This window comes from Roseibium sp. RKSG952 (assembly GCF_009711355.1).
The window spans coordinates 1-4,748 of sequence record NZ_SMMF01000697.1 but is presented as its reverse complement, the minus strand read 5'-3'; the positions used below and the strand labels follow the sequence as shown (position 1 = coordinate 4,748).

General features: G+C 51.8%; 1 protein-coding gene and 1 pseudogene. Both read right to left on the bottom strand.

Annotated features, from left to right (window positions below):
- Positions 1 to 4,220, bottom strand: a pseudogene (locus E1297_RS04145) (calcium-binding protein); the annotation flags it as partial.
- Between the two features lie 197 nt (positions 4,221 to 4,417).
- Positions 4,418 to 4,624 (bottom strand): transposase domain-containing protein, encoded by a 207-nt coding sequence (locus E1297_RS51205; protein WP_368669457.1) that lies wholly within the window; start codon positions 4,622 to 4,624, stop codon positions 4,418 to 4,420.
- Positions 4,625 to 4,748 lie beyond the last annotated feature (124 nt).

Here is a 4,748-nt window from a genome sequence, read left to right as displayed (position 1 = left end):
TGAATGGTCCGATTTATCGGGGGCAGGTCATGCCCGTGGATGGTGTCGTCACCGTCGCCTCCATAAAGCTGATCCTGACCAGCATAGCTTTCCCCGCCATCGATTGTGTCGTCACCGTCACCGCCATAGATGGTTGTTGCGCAATCATCGGTTTGGATCGTGTCATCGTAATCGGTTGCGTAGATAATCCAAAACCCGCTCACATTTTCAGTGGTGCCGCTATCGTCATACGTAATATTATAATCGTCTAGGTCTAAAGTAACACTGGCCTCAAGTGCGCTCAGGTCGAGAACATCGTCGCTTTCGTCGCCACCGTAGAAGGCATACTCTCCCGTACCGGAATAAATGGTGTCCGTTCCGTCTCCACCATAAAGGGTGCCGGATCCGCTGCCTCCGGTTATGATGTCGTCGCCATCACCGCCCTTTAGCACATTTGTCCCCGACCCTGCAGTCAAGGTATCATCATAATCCGAGCCCGTTACGTTCTCGACATCGTAAAGCACGTCGGACAGGTCAGCGCTGCTATCGGAAACTGTGAAATATGTATTGCTGTCATCATCGGTTTCAGTATCTGAAAGGTCAGCAGTGATGCTGCTGGAAGCCGAGGAATAGTCAGCCGTATCGGTGCCATCGCCGCCGTAAAGCGTGTTAGTGCCTTCACCTCCGACCAGCGTGTCATCGCCGTCGCCGCCATACAGGGTGTCGTCGTCGTCGCCACCGTAGAGTGTATCCCCGTCCTCGCCACCATACAGAGTGTCAGCACCATCTTCACCATAAAGCGTGTCGTTGCCGGCATCGCCGTAGAGCGCATCAGTCTCACCTCCGCCGTAGGCGATGTCATCGCCATCCCCGCCGTAAACAGTGTCTGCCCCCTCGTCGCCGTAGCTCAGGCCGTCGTCGCCGTACAATGTGTCATCGCCATCCCCGCCGTACAGCGTATCAGCGCCATCCTCTCCAATCAGGTAGTCATCCCCGGAGTTTCCGGTCAGAGTATCGTCGTCATTGCCACCCATGAGGACGTCAGATTTTGACCCGCCCTCCAGACTGTCATCACCATCAAGGCCGAACAGAAGATTGGATGTGTCGCCACCGGTGACAGTATCGTCATAATAGCTTGCATATATATAGTCGAAGTAACTGAAGCTGTCGGTCGACCCGTCGGAGTAGGTAATGGTGCCGGCTCCGTCCGACACATCAATGGTGACACCATCGGTGGCCAATCCCGCCATCAGACTGTTTGTTCCGGATCCGCCATAATAGGTGTTACCGCCATAGTAGCCGACATCGATGAAGTCATCTCCAGCGCCACCTGTCACCGTAGAGCCGCTGCCATAACTCGCAATACTGTCGTCCCCGTCGTCCCCGTCGACGTAATAATATTCGCCATCAGCAGCAATTTCGTCGTCCCCGTCGCCGCCATAAACCAGGTACAGGTCTCCGTCGCTGGAAATCTCGTCCTCCCCCTCACCAGAGTAAATTGCATAAGCCTCGCCATCGCTGGTTACCGTGTCTTCGTAGTCGCTGCCGATCAGTACCTCGAAGTTCTCCACCGTGGCCGAGCTGCCGTCCTCAAAGGTGATCGAGCCGGACGCATCGGTATAGAACTCTACGGTAACCCCATCCTCGGCATATGCGGCCGTCAAAGTGTCTGTATCATCGCCGCCGTCATAGGCACCGCCGCCAACGTCGGCATAGACACGATCGTCACCACCACCGCCATAAACCGTGTCCTCTCCCTCTCCTGGGGCCAAAGTGTCATCGCCGTCCATCCCGTAGAGGGTGTCGTCCCCGTCATAGCCGGCCAGTTCATTGTCATCGTCATTGCCTGTAATGCTGTCGTCATAGAGACTGCCCTCAATATTCTCGATGTCGTACAGCGGGTCGCTGTCGCCAAAGCCGTCATCCTCTGCGAGGGCATAGGTCTCGCCCGTGTTTCCGGTATAGGTGGTTGACAGATCGACGGTGATCCCGCCCGATGATTCCGTATAGGCTGCAGTATCCGTCCCGTCGCCACCAAAGATGTAATCGTCTCCCGCGCCACCCTGAATCCAGTCATCGCCGTCCTGACCATAGATGAAGTCGGCCTGGTCACCATCAGCGCCTTCTTCCGAGTCGGGATCGTAGCCGTAGATGTAATCGCCATAACTATTGCCGACGAGATACTGGGATGTGGCATCACCGGTGACGACCCAACCGGTATAGGCTCCCATGAGGATGTAAGAGGTTGATCCGGTCAGTTCTTCGAGGACGTCATCATCAATATCGACCTCGCCACCGGTGCTGAAACTGTAGGCCTCTCCATCCGAGGTGATGACAAGGGCGTTCTGCAACATGGAATAATAATAGGCTTCCGCCATGTAGTCCGACCAGTCATCGTCACCTGTAACATTGATGGCATCATCAAAATTAACATCAGCAACAATATTGGTTGTATCTCCGTTTTGATAAACGATCGAAAACCCTTCACCTCCATTGGTTAGATCATCAGAGAGGAACACGTTTGACAGGCTATCACTGGAAATCGGGATGATGAGTACGTCTTCGTTCGGGTTGAAGTCGGTCACTTCCGTATAGCTGGCACTTGGGTCACTGTCGCCGTCCGAGTCATCGCTGTCAAATGCATCAGACAAGGTCTCTATGAATTCATAAGCGATATAGACCGTGAACACCGCAACGAGGACCTCTGCGGTAATGCTGGATCCGATGAGAATCAGCTCATCAGCAGCTTCGGCGGTTGCAGCCACGTCTTCCGCACTGACGAGGGCATCCAGATTCTCGGTCGCATTTTCCAGGCCGGCGTTTTCATCTACACTTGTTTCGTATTCGTCAAACGGGTCGTTGTCGATTAAGACATCCTCGTCCGATTCATAATCGCTGTCATCTGAATTATCGTTGTCCTCATTTCCGTCGTCTGCATCATCATCAACAACTTCTGCATTATCCGCATCATCATCATCATCTAAGTCATCGGTATCGGCATCGTAGTCGTATTCCGTATCACCGCCACCGTCTTCATAATCATCATCGGCTCCGTCGGGCGTATCGCCATCGCCGTCCAGCTCTTCCGCTTTTTCGTCGTCTTGATCGCTCATATCTTGCGCGTCAGCGGAACCATCGTCGTCATCCAAATCATTGTCGTCATCTGAATCGTCGTCGTCACTGCCCTCTTCTCCATTTTGGGTAGAATCGGAATCAGTATCGTAAGTATCGTCAGTATCAATAGTATCATCTGAATCAGATTCAATGTAGTCATCACTATCTTCATAATCAGTACCATCATCAGCGCCGCTGTCAGTATCAGAATCCTCACTATACCAAGCCTGTTGCTTCAAATAGTCCTTATACCAACTCTGTTCTGTGATATCATTGTTAGAAACGTTTTTACCACCCAGCGTGGTGCTGCCGGATGTATCGGAATCATCTGATGTGTCCGAAAGTTCAGATATCAGAAGACTGGAATAATCCGCCTCTTCGTTGAGCTCCTCCCAGTCTATGACCGAAATTCCGCTTGAATCGGAATTGGCGGGCTCGCCAAGTACAAAGGTGTCGGCCCCGTCTCCCCCGGTCAGGCTGTTGCTGTCGGCATCGTAGAGGGAGCCGGAAAACAGCCAGTCGTCACCATCACCACCATCGATCGTATCCGACCCGTCGCCACCATAGATGATGTCCGTATCGTCTCCGCCATAGAGCGAGTCTGACCCCTTTCCGCCATAAAGCGTGTCTTCACCATCCCCTCCGTAGATCGTGTCATCGTCATCTCCTCCAACGAGAATGTCGTCCCCTTCTTCACCGTAAAGTGTATCGTTCCCTTCGTACCCATAGACGGTATCATCCCCAAGACCTGCGAAAATTGTGTCATCCCGGCCGTCGAATGCGGAATTTCCGTCATTCCCCTCAATGACATTGTCTTCGTCGTTTCCGATGATCAGGGAGTAATATTTGTAAGTGTGCTTGAGCGTGTTTCCGCTTGTGCTGCTGCTGCTGCTGAAATCATTGGAATAATCTGTTGCATCGGCATCCATTGTGTAGATGCCCTTGTCTTCGGCAGTGTATTTTTCCTTGGTATACCCAAATTCACCACCGCCAGCTACTTGCTCTGTATAGCTGTCATTGCTTTCGGTCTCGAAATTCTCAATCGCTTCATAAGCCTCAGCCGAAATGTGGGTTCCACCATCGGAGACGTAATAGCCGCTATCTGAATCATAGGTGTAGGTCGTCATTTCACGTATTCCACATATCGTAAAACACCCCAATAGGTGATTTACTTGGTCCTCTCACTATACTTGATATGGTATGAATATTGGCACTTCCTGGAGAGGTAGCACATCAAAACCAAGTATTTCCAAATAAAATGTTCCATCAAAGCAGCTAAATTGCAATTTACTCTTAGTTAATTAAATTGATTTACTTATTATTGCTACATTCGCCAGTGGTGTCCGTCCGGTAAATTCGGCCTTCTTGATGGTGTGAAGCCCTGTTGCGCTGTAAGGGCAGCGTGACACCAAGGCATGAGTTCATTAAGGCGTGTGATATTGTGCTCGGAAATTTGGGCCAGCACCCAGGTCAACCAGGCTTGACAGTCTGTCGACGAAGTCGGACCTGGACGTGCGTTGCCAGATCTGATTCAGTTATGTCGCAAAATTTGCAGGCGAGGGAAACTGGATATACGGCGGAGTTGGTCTGGAATGTTTCGAGGTCGTCGCGTCATCCTGGCGAAGGGACGAAACCTATGTGAAGGTCCGTGACAA